General features: G+C 56.0%; 16 protein-coding genes. 10 read left to right on the forward strand and 6 right to left on the reverse strand.

Features of this window, described 5'->3' with window-relative positions:
* The first annotated feature begins 8 nt into the window (after positions 1-8).
* From L861_RS19015 to L861_RS19025, 3 genes are all read left to right on the forward strand, one after another.
* Positions 9-1,100: a glycosyltransferase family 9 protein gene (locus tag L861_RS19015; RefSeq protein ID WP_016418278.1), complete on the forward strand. Its 1,092-nt coding sequence runs from the start codon at positions 9-11 to the stop codon at positions 1,098-1,100.
* Positions 1,097-1,861 (forward strand): glycosyltransferase family 2 protein, encoded by a 765-nt coding sequence (locus L861_RS19020; protein WP_016418279.1) that lies wholly within the window; start codon positions 1,097-1,099, stop codon positions 1,859-1,861. Before L861_RS19015 ends, L861_RS19020 begins: the two co-directional genes overlap by 4 nt.
* 71 nt (positions 1,862-1,932) lie before the next feature.
* The gene (locus L861_RS19025; RefSeq protein ID WP_016418280.1) at positions 1,933-3,606 is read left to right on the forward strand and encodes a sulfatase-like hydrolase/transferase; all 1,674 of its coding nucleotides are present in this window, start codon (positions 1,933-1,935) and stop codon (positions 3,604-3,606) included.
* 3 nt (positions 3,607-3,609) lie between these two features.
* Here L861_RS19025 and waaF read toward each other — a convergent pair whose 3' ends face one another.
* Together waaF and rfaD are read right to left on the reverse strand one after the other, a co-directional pair.
* Entirely contained in the window at positions 3,610-4,644 is a 1,035-nt protein-coding gene (gene waaF, locus L861_RS19030) for a lipopolysaccharide heptosyltransferase II (protein WP_016418281.1), read from the reverse strand.
* A complete protein-coding gene (rfaD, locus tag L861_RS19035) occupies positions 4,637-5,593 on the reverse strand; it encodes an ADP-glyceromanno-heptose 6-epimerase (protein ID WP_027947584.1) in 957 nt (318 codons plus the stop codon). The genes waaF and rfaD overlap by 8 nt, the downstream gene beginning before the upstream one ends.
* Positions 5,594-5,724: 131 nt before the next feature.
* Between rfaD and glyQ the strand changes: the two genes are divergently transcribed.
* The 4 genes from glyQ (at position 5,725) to gmhB (ending at position 9,958) form a co-directional block, all read left to right on the forward strand.
* Positions 5,725-6,687, forward strand: coding sequence for a glycine--tRNA ligase subunit alpha (gene glyQ, locus L861_RS19040; protein ID WP_016418283.1), 963 nt, complete (start codon positions 5,725-5,727; stop codon positions 6,685-6,687).
* Between the two features lie 2 nt (positions 6,688-6,689).
* Entirely contained in the window at positions 6,690-8,750 is a 2,061-nt protein-coding gene (glyS, locus tag L861_RS19045) for a glycine--tRNA ligase subunit beta (RefSeq protein WP_016418284.1), read from the forward strand.
* A gap of 240 nt (positions 8,751-8,990) precedes the next feature.
* Positions 8,991-9,302 carry a hypothetical protein gene (locus L861_RS19050; protein WP_016418285.1) on the forward strand — a complete coding sequence of 104 codons (312 nt, stop codon included), beginning with the start codon at positions 8,991-8,993 and terminating at the stop codon, positions 9,300-9,302.
* A gap of 89 nt (positions 9,303-9,391) precedes the next feature.
* Entirely contained in the window at positions 9,392-9,958 is a 567-nt protein-coding gene (gene gmhB / locus L861_RS19055; RefSeq protein WP_016418286.1) for a D-glycero-beta-D-manno-heptose 1,7-bisphosphate 7-phosphatase, read from the forward strand.
* A 145-nt stretch (positions 9,959-10,103) separates the two neighbouring features.
* On the opposite strand, the gene gyrB is transcribed toward gmhB, so the two are convergent.
* The 4 genes from gyrB to dnaA form a co-directional block, all read right to left on the reverse strand.
* Positions 10,104-12,524, reverse strand: coding sequence for a DNA topoisomerase (ATP-hydrolyzing) subunit B (gene gyrB, locus L861_RS19060; RefSeq protein ID WP_016418287.1), 2,421 nt, complete (start codon positions 12,522-12,524; stop codon positions 10,104-10,106).
* Between the two features lie 3 nt (positions 12,525-12,527).
* Positions 12,528-13,631: a DNA replication/repair protein RecF gene (gene recF / locus L861_RS19065; protein ID WP_016418288.1), complete on the reverse strand. Its 1,104-nt coding sequence runs from the start codon at positions 13,629-13,631 to the stop codon at positions 12,528-12,530.
* An 84-nt stretch (positions 13,632-13,715) separates the two neighbouring features.
* Positions 13,716-14,819 (reverse strand): DNA polymerase III subunit beta, encoded by a 1,104-nt coding sequence (gene dnaN / locus L861_RS19070; RefSeq protein WP_016418289.1) that lies wholly within the window; start codon positions 14,817-14,819, stop codon positions 13,716-13,718.
* A gap of 82 nt (positions 14,820-14,901) precedes the next feature.
* The gene (gene dnaA, locus L861_RS19075) at positions 14,902-16,383 is read right to left on the reverse strand and encodes a chromosomal replication initiator protein DnaA (protein ID WP_016418290.1); all 1,482 of its coding nucleotides are present in this window, start codon (positions 16,381-16,383) and stop codon (positions 14,902-14,904) included.
* A gap of 547 nt (positions 16,384-16,930) precedes the next feature.
* Here dnaA and rpmH point away from each other — a divergent pair.
* The 3 genes from rpmH (at position 16,931) to yidC (ending at position 19,250) form a co-directional block, all read left to right on the forward strand.
* Positions 16,931-17,065: a 50S ribosomal protein L34 gene (gene rpmH, locus L861_RS19080; protein ID WP_010626003.1), complete on the forward strand. Its 135-nt coding sequence runs from the start codon at positions 16,931-16,933 to the stop codon at positions 17,063-17,065.
* Positions 17,066-17,078: 13 nt separating this feature from the next.
* Positions 17,079-17,456, forward strand: a complete 378-nt coding sequence (rnpA, locus tag L861_RS19085) for a ribonuclease P protein component (protein ID WP_021029234.1) — start codon at positions 17,079-17,081, stop codon at positions 17,454-17,456.
* A gap of 96 nt (positions 17,457-17,552) precedes the next feature.
* Positions 17,553-19,250 carry a membrane protein insertase YidC gene (yidC, locus tag L861_RS19090; protein WP_016418292.1) on the forward strand — a complete coding sequence of 566 codons (1,698 nt, stop codon included), beginning with the start codon at positions 17,553-17,555 and terminating at the stop codon, positions 19,248-19,250.
* The last annotated feature ends 43 nt before the right edge of the window (positions 19,251-19,293 follow it).

The raw sequence follows: 19,293 nt of genomic DNA on the forward strand, positions 1-19,293 counted from the left end.
TCCTTTTCATGACTCAACCCAAAATACGACCCCGTGCGCGACGCATCCTGGTGGTTCGAAACGATAAGCTCGGCGACTTCATGCTCGCCTGGCCAGCCTTGGCTTGCCTCAAGCGAGCCTTACCCGACAATCATATCGGCGTACTGGTACCCTCTTATACCGCTCCGCTGGCCCGAGCCTGTCCCTGGATCGACGAGGTGCTCCTCGACCCGGGTCCCCATGGCAACCGCTCCGCCCAACGCGACCTACTCGACCAGCTCCGCGAGAGACACTTCGATGCTCTGCTGACACTGTACTCGACACCACGTATCGGTTGGCTGGGATGGCGTGCGGGCATTCCCCGGCGAACGGCACCGGCCACCAAGTGGGCGCAGATATTCTACAACCATCGCATCGTCCAGCGCAGGTCGCGGTCACGAAAGCCCGAGTATCAATACAACCTTGAATTGGCCGAAGCACTGCTCGACAAGCTGGGACAACCGCGTCCTGAGCCCCTCGCGCCGCCTTTTTGGCCATTGCCTGCCACAACGCGAGACACCCAACGAGAGCTGCTGGCCGATACGCTCAACCTGGACCGCTCGCGCCCGTGGCTCTTTCTGCATATCGGCAGCGGTGGTTCCGCCGTCAATCTCTCCTCGACCCAATATGCTACCCTGGCTGCCGTCATTGATCGCCAGACACCTTCCAATCGACGTCCACTGTGGCTACTGACCACCGGTCCCGGGGAGGAGGATACCACCAGAAAGCTGCGTGACGCCCTTTCCGAGCAAGGACTCGAAGCCATCGTGGTACCACCGCGTCAAGGATTGGAAGAGTTTGCCTTAACCCTGGCCGCTGCCGACCTGTTCATTGCCGGCTCCACCGGCCCACTGCATATCGCCGGCTGCCTGGACGTTCCGACTGCAGGCTTTTATCCGGCCAAGCGCTCCGCGACGCCGCTGCGCTGGCAGACCTGCAACGCTGCCGAGCGACGCCTCGCGTTTTGTCCGCCACCAGGCTCTGAGAGCGAAACCGATATGTCGCAGATAGACCTCGAAGCAGCGGCCAACGCTATCATCGATTTGATGAGCACCCAATTCAGCCACGAGATCCATCCATGAAGCCTATTACAGGTATCGTCATTACCTTGAATGAAGAGAACGACATCGCTTGCTGCATCCGTTCGTTGTTTCTTGTTTGCGATGAAGTGATCGTGGTGGACTCTCTCAGTCAAGACAACACGGTCGATATCGCCCGCACCGAGGGTGCCAGAGTCATCGAGCAAGCCTATCTTGGTGACGGCCCTCAGAAGGCCTTTGGTGTCCCTTATGCCAAGAACGACTGGATCCTGGCACTAGACGCCGATGAACGACTGGATGACGATGCAGTCGAATTGATCAAATCTCTGGACTTGAGTGATGCAGGGCTCGCTTATGGCTTTCGCCGCAAGAATTTCGTTGGTCATCACTGGATCCGAGCGGCAGGCTTTTACCCGGACGCCGTCGTACGTCTTTATAACCGGACCCAGGCGGGTTATCTGCCCAAGAAAGCGCATTCCGCCGTACAAGCACCCCAAACCTTGCAGACTTCAGCCCACATTCGGCACTTCACGTACCAGGATTTATCCCACTGGATACAGCGGATCGATCAACTTTCCTCACGTGATGCCTGGGCGATGAAGGAGCGAGGCATTCCACCCTCGACTTGGCGCCCAACCCTGCATGCCCTGAGCGCCACAATCCGAAAGCTGGTCTTGAAGGGAGGACTGCTACAGGGTCGCGATGGAATGACAGTCGCCATGACTACCGCATTTCATGCCTACATGAAGTACGCCAAGCTGAATGAGCTTTATGAGAACGAACATACTCGGCAGGAACGCTGACGTGGAAAGTCCCTGCTCAACCATGCGTAGTCTTGATAAGCTAGCTAACTATTCCTTCAAGCGATATCGGCATGCGTTCATTACTGAAAAGTCCTCTATTACGCCAACCTCGCTGGTGGGCCTTGACCATCCTTGGGTCATGCCTCGGCTATGCTGTCGTCACCCTGACACCACTGCCGTTGGGTCTGGCATTGGTGGTGCTGGCCATTTGGCTATTCGCCGCTCATCGCTTCCACTGGGGCGCTCCGCCGCACCCACACGCTCCCAAGCACGTCTGGCCCTGGTCACTGTTACCGCTGGCGTTATGGTGGGTGTATCTCTATCTGGCCAATAGTTTTGGCAAGGTCGACCTGGGAGCCATCTACTTTCACCTTCAGGCCGGAATAACCGCGCATGGTGGTGTCAGCCGTATCAGCGCCGCCATTCTCTTTTCTCTATCGGCCATTATCAGCTTGGTGGCCTATACCTGGCTGGTTCGCCACGATCATCGCTGGCGCCTTTGGGAACGCATCCTGGTGCTGTTTCTGCTGGCCACCAATCCGTTGCTGTTCGGTATCACCCAGCGCGGGGCAGCCATTGTCACTGAAGACGGTGAATGGCTGGACCGGCGATATGTCGAGCCGGCCCTCGTCGACCGGCCTGCCGAGCTGCCCAATCTGCTGGTTCTCTATCTGGAGAGCACCGAGCGCACCTATTCCGACGAAGAACGATTCGGCGATGCCTATGACGACCTGGAAGCGATCGGAGAGAAGGGCATTGTTTTCGATGGAGTGCGTCAGCTAGACAATACCGGCTGGACCATGGCCGGCATGATCGCCAGCCAGTGCGGAACCCCCTTGATGCCTGCTGGCCTGCTGCATGACCGTCAGTTCGAGCCGCTCGAAGAGGTCGTGCCTGGGCTCGAGTGTATGGGCGACCTGCTCAGTAAAGAAGGCTACAACCTGACCTACATGGGTGGTGCCAGTAAAGAATTTGCCGGCAAAGGACTTTTCTATCGTGGTCATGGTTTTGACACCATCTACGGCCGCGAGGAACTTGTCCCGCGTATGGAAAACCCTGACTATCTCAACAGTTGGGGACTCTACGACGATACGCTTTTCAACTTCGCCCTCGAGGAAATTCGCAAGCTTGATGCCAAGGGCGCGCCATGGGGATTTTTTGCCTTGACCCTCACGACTCATCCCCCTTACGGCAATCCCGCACGTAGTTGCCAAAAGCGGCAAGGGGAATTTGATGGCGAGGATATCCTTTACTCGGTCGAGTGCAGTGCCTGGTTGACACGTGTCTTCCTCAACCGCTTGGAGAGTGACGGTCTGCTCGACAATACGCTGGTGGTCGTCGCCAGTGATCACCTGACAATGAAAGTGTCAGCTTGGGATAAGTTGATCGAAAGCCCGCGTGACAACACCTTCATCCTGATCGGCAATGGCCTGGCTCCAGCCCGTATCCAGCGGGAAGCGTCAACACTCGATCTCTTTCCCACGATACTGGAGGGCATGGGTTTCACCATCGATCAACACCGAGCCGGTCTTGGTGTCTCCTTGCTATCACCATTACGGACTCTGGTCGAGCGCAATGGCCAAGAAGAGATCAACCGCCGGTTGCGTGAAGAGTACGCGCTGCAAGAACGCTTGTGGGACGGATTGGAGCCGCAACGTCGTCAGAACGATGAATCTCCCCCCGAACAGATAACCGAGACACCTGCCGACGAGGTGGCGGGCGACGATGCCTCGGGAATTCCCTAAGGCCTACTTGGCAGCGTGGATGGCATTCAGCACCCGCTCAGGCATCAACGTATTGAGGCAATTGGTATGCCCCAGCGGGCAATTCCGCTCGAAGCAGGGTGAACAAGTGAGCCCAAGATAATGGATCTCGGCATTGGCCGTGAGTGGTGGCGTATAGTCGGGCGAAGACGAGCCATAAATAGCATGCACCCGGCTTCCCACAGCAGCGGCAACATGCATCAACCCCGAGTCATTGGTGACCACTTGCTGGCAATCGGCCAGCAAGTCAACGGCATCCGCCAGTCGCGTCTTACCACACAGATTCACCGCATGGGGAAGGTCCTGGCAAATGGCCTCGCCGGCTGCCACATCCTTCCCACCCCCTAGCACTCGTACCTCGTAGCCTTCTGTCACCAAGGCTGCTGCCAATTCATGAAAATATTGCAACGGCCACTGCTTGGCAGGTCCATATTCGGCTCCCGGCATCATGCCGATCGCCGGTCTCGATGACAACTCATACCTCAGACGCAATTCGACCAAGTTATCCGGGTCCACCCGGAGTCGAGGGCGAGGGATGGCAAAATTACCCTCTGCGGCCTCTTCTTCGCTCAGCCCCAGGGACACGAAACGCTTCACCGTCTGATTCAGCACTGTCTTGTCGAGCCGGCGCCGCTCGTTGAGCAGCACCAGCCGCTGTTCACCCAGAAAGCCTACTCGATGAGGAATTCGTGCCATGAATGGCACCAGAGCCGATTTCCAGGAGCGTGGCAGGACGATGGCATGATCGTAACGGCCACGCACACCACGTGCCGCAGCATGTCGTACGCTCCATCCCACCTGACCGTGACCCACGTCCAGCGGCACGACTTCATCGACTTCCTCCATGCGTTCGAGAATCGGCTGCGACCAGGCAGGCGCCACGACACCGACACGGCATCCCGGATGACGTTGTTTCAGCGTCATCAACAGACTCTGGGCCATAACCATGTCACCGACCCAGGAAGGCCCCACGACCAGGATACGCCCGGGGTTGCGAACCGCCCCGGAGGGATCAGCCATTCAGCCACTCCAGGTAGTCACACACTCCCTCGGCCACGGTCTTGAACTCGGCAGTGTAGCCAACTTCACGTAGTCGTGAGATGTCGGCTCGCGTATAGCTCTGATAGCGTCCCTTGAGCTCGTCGGGGAAATCGATGTAATCGATCTCACCCTTGCCATAGAACTTGATGACAGCCTCGGCGATGGCCTTGAATGGTTCGGCGCGCCCGGTGCCCAGGTTGAAGATTCCTGAGTGCTCAGGGTGATCGAGGAACCACAGATTGACGTCGACCACATCACCGACAAACACGAAATCGCGACTTTGCATGCCAGCCTCGAAGCCATCCCAAGCCCCGAACAGCTTGGGATTCTCACCGGCACTCACCTGTGTGTGGTGGTGGTAGGCCACGCTGGCCATCTTGCCCTTGTGCTGTTCTCGTGGGCCATAGACATTGAAGTAGCGAAACCCCACCACCTGACTGGTGAAATCGTTCCAGCGCGCCCGCACATATTGGTCGAACAGCAATTTGGAGTAGCCGTAGACATTGAGCGGCTTCTCATGCTCGGGAGCCTCGACGAAAACTTCGCTGCCGCCGTAGGTAGCTGCCGAGGAGGCATACAGGAACGGAATGCCCTTACGTTGACAGTAGTGCAACAGCACCTTGGAGTACTCGAAGTTGTTCTCGAGCATGAAGCGACCGTCCCACTCGGTGGTATCGGAACAAGCCCCCTCGTGAAAGATCGCCTCGATGGGTGGCAGGCCGCCCTCTTCGCCACGCAACTCGGCTTGAACTCGCGCCAGGAAGTCATCCTTGTCCAGGTAATCTCCCAAGGCACAATCCACCAGATTGACGAACTTGGTACCATCGCTCAGGTCATCGACCACCAACACGTCCTGATGGCCTCGGGCATTGAGAGCCTTGACCAGGTTCGCACCGATGAAGCCGGCACCGCCTGTCACTACGATCATCTGTGATTCCTCATTGTCGTCTTTCGACTCCAGGTGCGTCATGAACGCATCATCACCTGTGCCTATAACCGATTAGCCACTAATTGTATACTTGGCGGTTCTTGAATTCATGGGCCAACGGTGCTTCTCCAATGACACAGTCGACGCCTGACGTGACAACCTTCCAGGGCCTGATCCTTGCCCTGCAGCAATACTGGGCCGAAAAGGGCTGCGTGATCATGCAACCTCTGGACATGGAAGTCGGGGCCGGCACCTTCCACCCGGCCACCTTTCTACGAGCCATCGGCCCGGAAACCTGGAACTCGGCATATGTCCAGCCCTCGCGTCGCCCCACCGATGGGCGCTACGGCGAGAACCCCAACCGCCTGCAGCACTATTACCAGTTCCAGGTGGTGATGAAACCCTCACCCATCAATTTGCAAGAGCTGTACCTGGGCTCTCTGGCGCATGTGGGCATCGACCCACTGGTCCATGATATCCGCTTCGTCGAAGATAACTGGGAATCTCCTACCCTAGGTGCGTGGGGGTTGGGTTGGGAGGTCTGGCTCAATGGCATGGAAGTCACCCAGTTCACCTATTTCCAGCAGGCCGGGGGCATCGAATGCTTCCCTGTTACCGGAGAGCTGACCTACGGGCTGGAACGCATCGCCATGTACCTGCAGGATGTCGACAGCGTCTACGACTTGACCTGGACCCTGGCTCCTGATGGTACACGAGTCACCTATGGCGATGTCTACCTGCAGAACGAGCGCGAACAGTCTGCCTATAATTTCGAACATGCCGATGTACCGGCACTATTCGCTGCCTTCGATCACCAAGAGCGTGAATGCACCAAGTTACTTGAAGCCGGCCTGCCGCTGCCAGCCTACGAGATGGTTCTCAAGGCCTCGCACACCTTCAACCTGTTGGATGCCCGTCATGCCATCTCCGTCACCGAGAGGCAGCGCTATATCCTACGGGTGCGTACTATGGCCCGTGACGTAGCTCATGCCTACTACGACTCGCGCCAGGCCGCTGGCTTCCCCATGGCGCCGGAAGCCCTGCGCAATGAATTACTGGCCAAAGAGCCACTTGCCGAACAAGGAGACGCTTGAGCATGGTATCCACCTCCTTTCTGCTCGAACTCGGTGTCGAGGAACTCCCCCCCACGGCCATCGACCTGCTCTCCGACGCACTGGCACAGGGCATTGCCGAAGGCCTGAGCGAGTCCGAAGTCACCTTCGGCTCCGTGCACGCCTATGCGACACCACGACGCTTGGCGGTATACATCACCCAATTGGCCGATAAGCAGCCCGACCGTGAAATCGAACGTCGTGGCCCTGCCTTGGCGGCAGCGTTCAAGGATGGCAAGCCGACCAAGGCAGCCGAGGGTTTCGCACGCTCCTGTGGGGTGGAAGTCGATGAGTTGATCCATCTGGAAACCGATAAAGGGACTTGGCTCGGTCATCGCGAACGACAACAAGGGGAAGCCACCGAGCGGCTGCTCCCGGCGATCGTCTCAAAGGCGATTGGCGCTCTGCCGGTGCCCAAGAACATGCGCTGGGGTGCATCGCGAGTCGAGTTCTCTCGCCCGGTACACTGGCTGGTCATGCTCTATGGCGAGCAAGTGGTCGATGCCGAGGTACTGGGCCTGAAGGCTGGCCGCACCACTTTTGGTCATCGTTTTCATGCCCCTACCGCCATTGAACTGCAACGTCCCGACGACTATCTGGTAGCACTGGAGAATGCTTACGTACTGGCTGACCGTGACCGTCGTCGCGAGCGTATTCGCGAGCAGGTATTGGCCGAGGCCGAGTGCCACGAAGCCCAAGCAGTGATCGACGAGGACCTACTGACAGAAGTCAGTGGACTGGTGGAATGGCCAGTGGCATTGACCGGGAGCTTTGATGAACGCTTCCTCGAGGTTCCACCGGAATGCTTGATCTCATCGATGAAGGCCAATCAGAAATATTTCCACCTGCTCGACGAGCAGGGTCGTCTGAAACCCTTGTTCATCACGATTTCCAACATCGATAGCCAGGACCCACAACTGGTCATAGAAGGTAACGAAAAGGTCATCCGGCCGCGTCTGGCCGATGCTGCCTTTTTCTACGACACGGATCGCAAGACCCCTCTTGATGAGCGCCGTAAAGGCTTGGCCAACGTCGTCTTCCAGCAGCAACTCGGCACGCTGGCTGACAAGGCCAGCCGTAGTGCGGTGGTGGCCTGTCATATTACCGAGAAAATAGGTGGCGATGTCTCGCATGCCGAGCGTGCCGCCCAGCTTGCCAAGTGCGACTTGGTGACCGAAATGGTGCTGGAGTTCCCTGAATTACAGGGCATCATGGGCTGTTATTACGCCCGCCACGATGGTGAAGCGGAAGACGTTGCCCAGGCGCTCTACGAGCAGTATCTGCCACGTTTCGCCAGTGACGTCATCCCTCAGAGTCGTACCGGCCTTGCACTGGCACTGGCTGACCGCCTGGACACACTGACCGGCATCTTCGGTATTGGCCAGCGCCCCACTGGTACCAAGGATCCATTTGCCTTGCGACGTGCTGCTATCGGGGTGCTCAACATCCTGATCAAGGGTGAATTGGATCTCGACCTGCGGGAATTGCTAGCACTGGCCGCTACTCAGCATCAGGACTTGCCCAAGAAAGAGGGTCTTGTCGACGATGTTCTTGACTACATGCTCGAGCGACTTCGCGCCTGGACCCAGGACGAGGATATTCCCGTTGAGATCTATCTCGCCGTCCGTGCTCGCCCGGTCACCAAGCCGCTCGACTTTGCACGGCGCATTCATGCCGTGCACGCTTTCAGTCAACGCGAAGAAGCTGCTGCTCTCGCTGCGGCCAACAAGCGTGTCTCGAACATTCTGGCCAAGCAGGAGCACGATGGTTCGACTGTCGTGAGAGCCGATCTGCTGCATGAAGATGCAGAGCGCGCTCTGTCCGATGCGCTGACATCGCAGCGCGCCGAGGTCGAGCCGCTCGTACGTAATGCTCGCTATGCTGAAGCCTTGGACATCCTGGCGTCTTTACGTGATCCAGTCGACCGCTTCTTCGATACTGTCATGGTCGTAGTCGATGACACGGAAGTACGGCGCAATCGCTTGGCCTTACTCGCCAGCCTTCAGGCCTTGTTCCTCGAAGTGGCGGATATCGCTGAACTCTAACAGCTAGCCCAGGGTCCCTCACCGGGCGCCTGGTGTGTGAAAAGCCGGCTTTCAGCCGGCTTCTTTTATTGTGTTTCACGTGAAACACCCTCCTATGCAGGTGCTTTAGTGTCATGCGCTGCAGGTATCCGTCCCCCGCCCGTAAAGTGAGTTTCTGCGCCACAGGGTTAATATCAGGCCGTTTTTACCAACGCTCACTTATGCGCCATCCTTTCTTTGTGTCATCAAGGAGATGCTTCTATGAGTGACGATACTTCCTTAGCCAGCTTTCATGACAGCTTACAGCAGCCCTTTCCACCCGGCGGATTATCTCCGCTACTCACTGCACTTTGGTGGGCCGGCAAAGGGGAATGGGTAACTGCGCATGACCAGATTGCCGCACTTCCAGGAGCCAATGCGGCCTGGATACATGCTTATCTACATCGGTGGGAAGGTGATTTGAGCAATGCTGCCTACTGGTATCGGAATGCCGGTCGTTCAATGCCGGACAATGAACTTGGCCTCGATACCGAATGGCAGGCTATTGTCCAAGAGCTGCTCAAGGCATCTTAGCGAAAGTCAGAACACATTGTTTCACGTGAAACACTAGCCTAGACTCTTTCGTCAACTGCCGTGGCTGCCACACAAATCAGGACTAGCTAATGCTATCACACCAAAGGTTGGTGATTCTCGACAGAGATGGTGTCATCAATCAGGATTCAGATGCCTATATCAAATCCCTCGACGAATGGATTCCTTATCCCACAGCGATACAGGCCATCGCTCAACTGAGCAAAGCAGGGTGGACAGTCGCCATAGCGACTAACCAGTCAGGCATCGCGCGTGGGTATTACGATACAGCCGTACTCACTGAAATGCATGACCGCCTGAACCAGCTCGTTGAAAAGGCCGGGGGCCAGATTTCACATATCGCTTATTGCCCCCATGGCCCCGATGACGACTGTGACTGTCGCAAGCCTAAAACCGGTCTCATGAGACAGATTCAGCAGCACTTGGGTTTGGAAAGTCTGGAGAAAGCTTGGGTAGTCGGTGACAGCTTGCGCGACCTGCAAGCGGGCTCAGCCATGGGATGTCATGTTGCCCTGGTTCGCACCGGGAAGGGGTTCTTGACCGAGTCCAAGGGTTTCAATCTGGAGGGAGTGATGGTGTTTGACGATCTTGCAGCCTTTACCGAGTGGCTACTTTCGGCAGAAGATGACGCAAGTTGATTCCTGCCAGATGAAAATCTCCTGGATACAAGAAGGCCGGCATTGATGCCGGCCTTCTTGTATAGATTCTAACTTAACCTGCATGCTCTGGCTTTATATCGGGGAGTGTTTCACGTGAAACACTTCCTTGAGCTTGCCTTTAGAGTCACACATCCAGATTAGCTACCAGGGCAAAACGTTCAATGAAGTCACGACGTGGCTCAACCTCATCGCCCATCAGGGTATTGAACATCATATCGGCAGCGACCGCGTCCTCGATCGATACTCTCAGCATGCGACGAGTTTCAGGATTCATGGTGGTATCCCAAAGCTGGTCAGGATTCATTTCGCCCAATCCCTTGTAGCGCTGGATCGAGAAGCCGCGCTGGGCTTCCTTCATCAACCATTCCAAGGCACCGTAGAAGCTGTCTACTGGCTGTTGCCGTTCGCCTCGAGCAACATAAGCCCCTTCTTCCAACAAGCCATCCAGTGTCTCACCCAGACTGGCCATAGCGCGATAGTCTGCGCTCCGGAAGAAATCCATGCCCCATACATAGTCGGTCGTTACACCATGCGCAGTCAGGGAAACCCCAGGTAAGAACAAACCGCGCTCGCTATCCTCATGCAGTTGGAAGGTGTAACGTGGCCCGCCTTCGTAGGCAACCAGAGCGTCCATTTCACCTTGCAGATAATCGATCCAATTCTGCATGGTGACGTGATCTTTAAGGCTCTGCTCGCCTTCCAATGGTGCTGCATGCACTATCTTACGCAATACTTCATTGGGGTAGACACGTGACAAACGTTCGATGCGGTTCATCACATCGCGGTACTGATTAACCAGCGATTCTAGCTGCTCTCCCCCAATACCTGGGGCATCAGCATTGACATAGAGACGGGCTCCATCCAGTGCCGTCGTGGTCAGATAATCGATCAGCGCCTGTTCGTCCTTAAGGTAGCTTTCCTGCTTACCACGTTTGATCTTGTAAAGTGGCGGCTGAGCAATGAACACATGCCCGCGCTCGATCAACTGGGACATCTGCCGGAAGAAGAAGGTCAAGAGCAGTGTGCGAATATGCGACCCATCGACATCAGCGTCGGTCATGATGATGATCGAGTGATAACGCAGCTTGTCAGGATTGAACTCCTCGCGCCCGATACCGCAGCCCAGCGCAGTAATCAAAGTGCCGACCTCGGCGGAGGAAAGCATCTTGTCGAAGCGCGCCTTCTCAACGTTGAGAATCTTGCCTTTGAGCGGCAAAATCGCCTGGGTGCGACGATCGCGGCCCTGTTTGGCACTGCCACCAGCTGAGTCACCCTCTACCAAGTAGAGCTCGGACAGGCTGGGATCCTTTTCCTGGCAATCCGCAAGCTTGCCTGGCAGGCCAGCAATATCCAAGGCCCCCTTGCGACGCGTCATATCGCGAGCCTTACGCGCCGCTTCGCGAGCGCGCGCCGCATCGAGCATCTTGTTGACGATCGCCTTGGCCTCGTTGGGACGCTCGACCAGGTATTCTGAAAACATCCGCCCCATTTCCTGCTCGACAGCCGTCTTGACCTCGGAGGAAACCAACTTGTCTTTGGTCTGGGAGGAAAACTTGGGATCCGGGACCTTTACCGAGATGATCGCCGTCAAGCCTTCTCGTGCGTCATCGCCAGAGGTGTTGACCTTGGTCTTCTTGAGCAACCCTTCCGCTTCGATATAGCTGTTCAAGGTGCGTGTCAGCGATGCACGGAACCCAGCCAGGTGAGTCCCACCATCGCGCTGCGGGATGTTATTGGTATAGCAAAAAATATTCTCGGCAAAGGTGTCGTTCCACTGCATCGCCACTTCCACACCTACGCCATCCTCGCGCTGCGCATCGAAGTGGAACACCGGGTTCAAGGTAGTCTTGTTGGTATTCAAGTGGTCGACGAATGCCTTGAGCCCTCCTTCATAGTGGAAGAGCTCCTCTTTACCACTGCGCTCATCAAGCAAACGAATCGCCACGCCAGAGTTCAGGAACGACAGTTCGCGCAGGCGTTTGGCAAGAATATCGTAGTGAAATTCGATATTGCCGAAAGTTAGCGGCGACGGTCTGAAATGGACTCGCGTGCCGCTCTTTTCTGTCTTGCCTACCACTCCCAGCGGTGCTTCCGGTACACCATGGTGATAAATCTGCTCATATACCTGTCCGGCTCGCCAGATGGTCAGTTTCAATTCTTCAGACAAGGCGTTTACCACTGATACCCCTACCCCGTGAAGCCCGCCGGAGACCTTGTAGGAGTTATCGTCGAACTTGCCGCCGGCATGCAACACCGTCATGATCACCTCCGCGGCTGACACTCCCTCTCCTTCATGAATATCAGTGGGAACGCCACGGCCATTGTCACTGACAGTAACCGATTCATCAGGATGTATGATTACGCGGATTTCGCTGCAGTATCCCGCCAAGGCTTCATCGATAGAGTTGTCCACCAGCTCGAATACCATGTGATGCAAGCCGGTTCCATCATCGGTATCGCCGATGTACATGCCAGGGCGCTTGCGTACAGCATCCAAGCCCTTGAGAACCTTGATACTCGATGAGTCGTAAGCCTGTTCGCTCATTGACTACTCCGTCGTGAAGTCTTTCAGTGTGTCGAGACGACCATGTTTCACGTGAAACATTGCGACTGACGTGTCCGGTTGCCACATTCCTTCGAGGGCTTCTGGGTCGACACTGGTGATAAACACCTGACATCCCATCCGCTCCAGCCAGCGACAAAAATCATGCCGATGACGTGCATCCAATTCCGCCGGCAGGTCATCAATCAGATAAGTACAGGTTTGGGCCGTCAGTTGTTCCAGAAGGCGTCCCTGTGCCAGTTTCATTGCACTGACTACCAACTTCTGCTGACCTCGTGACAGAACCTCCGCCGCCGGCCGGCGTTCGATTCGCAGTCTCAGGTCAGCACGCTGAGGCCCTTGTTGGGTAAAACCCATTTGTCGATCAGTGTCACGGCCTTGGTGAAGCACCTCTGCCAGCGACCGCTGTCGATCCCAACCCCGCGAGTATCGCAGTGTCAGTGTTGGTAGCGGCAAAAGCTCCTGCAGAGTTTCCTCGAAGATCGGCAGAAACTCCCGAACATAGTCGCTGCGAAACGAATCGAGTCGTTCGCTCCATTGCACCAACTCACCCTCCCACACCGAGAGGGAACGTTCATCAATTCTACCATGCCTGAGCAGTGCATTCCGATGTTTCAAGGCTCGTCGAACACGCTTCCAAGTCTCCAGGAAATCGTGTTTCACGTGAAACACCCCCCAGTCGAGAAACTCGCGCCGCACTGCTGGAGCCCCCTCCAACAGCTTAAAAGCGTCAGGGTTGATCAGTTGCAGGGGAAGCGCTTCCACCAGTTGCGCAACTTTGGTGACACGCTCACCTGCCATGCGCATTTCCATTTCACTGCCATCACGCAAGCGCCGGATGCCAATGGGAATTGGTGGATCGCCGGCCAGACGCCCATGCAAGGTCATACCCTCGACTGCGTGCCCAATGACATTCTTTAGCTGTTGGGTACGGAAGGAACGCCCCATACCAAGTATATGGATGCCCTCAAGAAGGCTGGTCTTGCCGCTACCATTGGCACCAACGATGACGTTGATCCCTGGCTGGGGCCGCATCTCGACGTGCGCCAGATTACGTAAGCCCATGAAGCTGAGGCGATCGAGGGTCATTGAGCAAGAGTCCTACGACACCCCTCACGGGGTGTCGCATTGAACAAAGGAAGGAAACAAGGGAACCTCAGGCAAGAGACGACATTACAGCCGCATAGGCATGACCACATACATGGCATCACCGCCACCGGGCTCTTCCATCAATGCACTGCTATTAGGATCGGCGAGCGTCATTTGGACACGATCCTCATCTAATGCGTTCAGCACATCGATCAGGTAACTGACATTGAAACCAATTTCCAGGCCAGAGCCGGAATATTCGATTGCGATATTCTCTTCTGCCTCTTCCTGCTCGGGGTTGTTGGCCATGACCTGAAGATTGCCCTCTTCGAGTTGCAGACGCACCCCACGATACTTCTCGTTGGACAGAATCGAGGTTCGTGACAGCACTTGGCGAAGCTCGGCGCGATCAGCAATGAATACCTTGTCACCTCCGCGCGGTACCACGCGCTCATAGTCGGGAAACTTTCCATCGACCAGCTTGGAGGTAAAAGTGAACTCGCCAGTATGGGCGCGCACATGATTGGCACCCAAGGTCAGGCTAACAGGCTCATCACTATCGTCGAGAAGGCGTACCAGTTCCAGCACACCCTTGCGCGGCACGATCAGCTTCTGTGCCGGCTCCACCTCGATATCCGCCGGACGCGAACACACCGCTAAACGGTGGCCATCGGTGGCTACGGTACGAACCAGGTTGGAGCGGAGTTCCAGAAGCATACCGTTCAAGTAATAGCGCACATCCTGCTGGGCCATGGCGAATGATGTCGCATCGATCAAATGCTTGAGCGTCCCCCTGGGCAGACTCAATTCGGTACTGGCCTGGCTATCTTCGATATTGGGAAATTCTGCAACTGGCAACGTCGACAGGGTAAAGCGTGAACGCCCACTACGAAGCACGGCACGCCCGTCTTCCAAGGTGATGTTGATCTCGGCCTGGTCAGGCAAAGACTTGCAGATATCCATCAACTTTCGAGCGGGTACCGTAGCAGAACCTGGCTCATCGACTTGATTAGGTGCCGTGCGGCCAATCAGTTCCACTTCCAGGTCGGTACCAGTCAGCGATAGCTGCGCATCCTGTACTTCAAGCAATACATTGGACAGCACCGGCAACGTCTGGCGGCGTTCAACGACGCCGGCAACCAGCGCCAAAGGACGCAGCAGGGCTTCGCGGGTAATGGAAAATTTCATGGGGGCTCCACTCTTTGTCCTGAAATTCGATGACATTCAGCATGTTGCGATCAACAAACAGTCTAGTTTGCAACCGAGCATGTCAACTCGTCAGCAACCGCAATAGATTCTTGTAGTCTTCACGAATGTCCGCACTCTCTTCCTGAAGAGCCTGCACTTTTCGGCAGGCATGCAAGACCGTGGTATGGTCGCGACCACCGAAAGCATCACCGATTTCCGGCAAGCTGTGATTGGTCAATTCCTTGGCAAGCGCCATTGCGACTTGACGCGGCCGCGCGACGGAGCGTGAACGTCGCTTCGAGAGCAGGTCCGCCAGCTTGATCTTGTAGTACTCAGCCACGGTGCGCTGGATGTTGTCGACACCGACCTGCTTATCTTGCAATGCCAACAAATCTTTCAGAGATTCACGAATAAAATCCTGAGTGATCGGCTTGCCCATGAAATGGGAGTCGGCAATCACTTTCTTCAGGGCGCCTTCTAGTTCGCGCACATTTGAGCGAATCTTCTGAGCGATAAAGAAGGCAGCATCATGAGGAAGTTCGACCTTTGCCTGATCAGCCTTTTTCATCAGGATCGCCACCCGCGTTTCCAGCTCTGGAGGCTCAATGGCTACCGTCAGCCCCCATCCGAAACGGGACTTCAGACGCTCCTCTACCCCATTGATTTCCTTGGGGTATCTGTCCGATGTCAAGATCATTTGCTGGCCACCTTCAAGCAAGGCGTTGAAGGTGTGGAAGAATTCTTCCTGAGAACGCTCTTTGCCAGCAAAGAACTGAATATCGTCGATCAGCAAGGCATCGACACTACGATAGAAGCGTTTGAAGTCATTGATGGCATTCAGTTGTAGTGCCTTGACCATATCGGCAACGAAACGCTCGGAATGGAGATAGACCACCTTGGCATTCTCGCGACGATTGGCTAGCTGATTGCCCACGGCATGCATCAGGTGTGTCTTGCCGAGACCGACACCGCCATACAGAAACAAAGGGTTATAAGCGCCACCGGGATTTTCCGACACTTGGCGTGAAGCAGCTCTGGCCAATTGGTTGGACTTACCTTCAACGAAGGTTTCGAAGGTGAAATTGGGGTTAAGGCCACTCTGATGCTTGAGGCTCCCTTCGACTTGAACCTGACGCTCACTGCTTCCTGAGGTGCGGCTGCTTCCAGTACGGCTCCCCTCCTCACGAGCCTGATCGATCTCATGCTCATCAGCGTAATTTCCGCGTGGCGACGTATGCACGGCAGGTGATGCAGGCTGACGGGGACTGGCGGAAACGGGATTACCCAGTTCACGTGGCTGAGGCGAAGGTGCTGCACGCCTGCTGCCCACGGTCAACGATATCTTGGGCGGCTTGACAGGGGACAGCTCGCGTAGCAACTCGTTGATACGCTTCACATACTTGTCATTGACCCAGTCTCTGACGAAACGATTGGGCGCCAGCAGGCATAGCTCATTGGATTCACCCTCCTCCGCCTGAAGAGGGCGAATCCAGGTATTGAACTGCTGAGAATTCAGTTCGTCCTGCAGGTAATCCAGACATTGTTGCCAAAGAGCGACCGACACTCGACCTCACCATCCCGATTGTGAAAATGACCCGCCATTGTATCGCTCCAGCCATAGGTTATCCACATGACGATCCCAAGGAAGTGTAGTTGTGGAAAACTTGCCTACCTACGCTTGAACAACCTCTGCTCGAACTGGGCACAACGACAACATTGTGGAAGACTCATCGATCTTCCCCCAGGCTATCCCCAATGAACCAAACGGCTGTCCTGCTTTTCCTCACATGGTTGTATCCTCTATACATCATTGTAATATAAGCATCAATCATGGTTATCCACAAAAACTATCCCCAGTATTAATAACAACGAAATCTAAAAACCAATAATGATAGTAGTTATCGTTCAAAATCAGCTGCCATGTTCCTCATGAATCATGGCCAAGGGATAACACTTCATCCAGTGGTGCGAATGTAGCGGGAAAAATTGCACCTTGACGGCGAATTCACTAGAATTCCCGGTCTTGAGCCGAATCCCCCCTGGCCTCCTCCGAAGTCAGGGCGCCTCTAAGTTGACGTAAAGTCCAATTAACCACGTGGGAATCAATTGTTATGAAACGCACCTTTCAACCCAGCGTTCTCAAGCGCAAGCGTGTGCATGGCTTCCGTGCCCGCATGGCCACCAAGAACGGCCGCGCCGTCCTGGCCCGCCGCCGCGCCAAGGGTCGCAAGCGTCTGAGCGCCTGATCTCGGATTGCGTGTGTCCCGTCAGGGCTTTCCCCGGCAGCTGCGACTGCTGACCGCCGGGGACTACCGACGCGTTTTCGACCAGGCCGCCTTCAAGGTTCACGGCAAGGGGTTGCTGGCATTGGCCTGCAACAACGATCTGGGTCACCCACGGGTCGGTTTGGTATTCAGCAAGAAGAACGTGCGACGCGCAGTCGATCGCAATCACTTGAAGCGTCTCGTTCGCGAGTCCTTTCGCCTCCAGCAACACCGCCTACCCGCCGTGGACATCGTTGTCCTATCCCGGCGTGGCGTACGGGAACTGGACAGTGACACCCTGCATCGCCAGCTCTACGGCATGTGGCGGCGTCTGGAAAAGGACGTTCGCAAGCAATCGGCCAATACCACCTGACGGGACACCGGCGGCCTGCCTCGGCAGGCTTTCGTGTGTCATTTTATTCATGCACTATGCCGTCAGACTGTTCATTACCCACCGGGCAGGCCCCTCATGGACGTAAAACGACTTCTGCTATTGATTCCACTTGCCGTACTGGCCTATTTGCTGGTCGTGCAATGGAATCAGGACTACGGTCAGGTCACACCTGAACCGGAAGCTCCCGCCATCACTACCGATGATGCCCCTCGTAACGGCGAGACAGCGCCAGGGGAGGAAGGTTTAGTGGCTCCCGCAACCCCCAGTGACGCGGAACCGATTTCCGACAGCGACCTACCAGGAGCGACTCCCTCCCCTACCGACAGTCGCGACCTGATCGCAGTAGTCACTGACGTGCTCAATGTGCGAATCGATCCTCAAGGCGGTGACATCGTATATGCCGCTTTGCCAAAGCATAAATTGGCACTCAACTCCGATCGCCCCTTCGTTCTGCTTACCGATAGTGCATCTCGCAGCTATGTGGCCAAATCCGGTCTACAGCTCGAAGGCCATCAGGGGCGTGTCGCCTTTAGTTCGGAACGTACCGACTATCGCCTTGCGGAAGGCGCAGACACTCTGGTCGTCGACTTGACAGCCAATGTCAACGGGGTCGATGTCATCAAGCGCTTTACCTTTGAACGCGATGACTACGCGGTCGATGTCACCTATCACCTGGCCAACAACCGCGATGAGCCGGTCACGGCCCGCTTCATCGGCCAACTGGCCCGAGACAATAGCCCGGACCCCTCCAGTGGCGTATCGATGGGCATGAAATCGTACCTGGGGGCAGCCTATTCCTCTCCGGAAACTCGTTATGAGAAGATCGATTTCGAGGATATCCAGAACGGGCGTTTCAACAACCGCGACGCCGAGGGCGGCTGGGTCGCCATCATCCAGCATTATTTCGCTTCGGCCTGGGCGCCACCCCAGAACCAGCAAAATCTCTACTACGCTACCACCGACTCGCGCGGACGCAACGTCGCTGCCTTTGCCGGCCCCACGCAAACTATCGCCGCCGAGGGAGAAAGCACGCTGGGCGCCACGCTCTATATGGGGCCCAAGGTTCAGGAACGTCTCGAAGCAGTGGCGCCTCATCTTGAGCTGACCGTAGACTTCGGCTGGCTATGGTTCCTCGCCAATCCGCTATTCTGGTTGCTCGACAAAATCCATGACGTGCTCGGCAACTGGGGTTGGTCGATCGTCGTGTTGACCGTCATGGTCAAGATGGCCTTGTGGCCGCTGTCGGCCAAGGCCTATAAGTCGATGGCACGCATGCGCAAACTGGGCCCTGAGATGCAGCGTCTCAAGGAACAGTATGGCGACGATCGGCAGAAGATGTCCCAGGAGATGATGAAATTTTACCAGAAGGAGAAGATCAATCCTCTGGGCGGCTGTCTGCCTATTTTGGTGCAGATGCCGGTATTCATCGCCTTGTACTGGATGTTGTTGGAGTCCGTGGAGCTGCGTCACGCCCCGTTCGTGTTCTGGATCCAGGATTTGTCGATGAAGGATCCATACTTCATCCTGCCAATCCTGATGGGGGCCTCGATGTTCGTGCAGCAGTTGCTTAACCCGACGCCTCCGGACCCCATGCAGGCAAAAATCATGAAGATGCTTCCGGTCGTCTTCACATTCTTCTTCCTGTGGTTCCCGGCAGGCTTGGTTATCTACTGGGTAGTCAACAACGTCATTTCGATTTTCCAGCAGTGGGCCATCACACGCAGAATCGAAAACGACCCGACCGTCGGCAAGAGAGCGAAGAGCAAGAGCTGATCTTCTCGCTCACACCAGCACCAGACCCCCGCTCATGCGGGGG

The organism is Litchfieldella anticariensis FP35 = DSM 16096 (assembly GCF_000409775.1).
GTDB lineage: Bacteria > Pseudomonadota > Gammaproteobacteria > Pseudomonadales > Halomonadaceae > Litchfieldella > Litchfieldella anticariensis.